This is a genomic window from Cysteiniphilum halobium, from assembly GCF_003574425.1.
Taxonomy (GTDB): domain Bacteria; phylum Pseudomonadota; class Gammaproteobacteria; order Francisellales; family Francisellaceae; genus Caedibacter; species Caedibacter halobius.
On sequence record NZ_QLIU01000141.1, the window covers coordinates 1 to 557 of the forward strand.

A 557-nucleotide genomic window follows, 5' to 3' on the forward strand; every position below is an offset into this window, starting at 1 on the left:
TTTTTCTCTTTTTCTTTTTCCTTTTTCCTTCTTTCTTTTTCCTCTTTCTTTTTTCCTTTTTTTCTCTTCTTTTATTTCGCTTCTTATCTCTGCTTCCTTTTTCCTTTTTCCTTTTTTTTCTCTTTTTCTTTCTTTTTTTTTTACTTCTTTTTTTTCTCTTTCTTTTTCCTTCTTTCCCTTTCCCTCCCTTCTTTTCTTTTTTTTTTCTCCTTTTTTCTCTTTTCTTCCTTCCCTTTCTTTCCCTTTTCCCTTTTCTTCCTTCCTTATCTTTTTTTTTCTTCTTTCCTTTCCTTTTGCTTTTTTTTTTTCTTTTTTCTTCTTCTCTTTTTTCTTTTTTTTTCCTTTATCAATCTCTTTTCTTCTATATTACTTTCTCTTTCCTTTTTTTTTTTTCCTCTCTTCTTTCTTCTTCTTTTCTTCTTTTTTTTCTCTTCCTTTCCTCTCTTTTCCTTTTTTTATATCTTCTTTTTCCTTTTTTTTTTTTTTTTTTTCTCTTTCTTCTTTTCCTTTTTTTTTTTTTTTTTTTTTTCTTTTTTTTTTTTTTTCTTTTTTTTTTC

At 24.8% G+C, this 557-nt stretch carries 1 protein-coding gene; it reads right to left on the minus strand.

The features are described 5' to 3' along the window. Window positions 1-366 precede the first annotated feature (366 nt). The coding region (locus tag DNK85_RS12775; protein WP_208123202.1) for a hypothetical protein at window positions 367-557 on the minus strand (191 nt) is incomplete at its 5' end.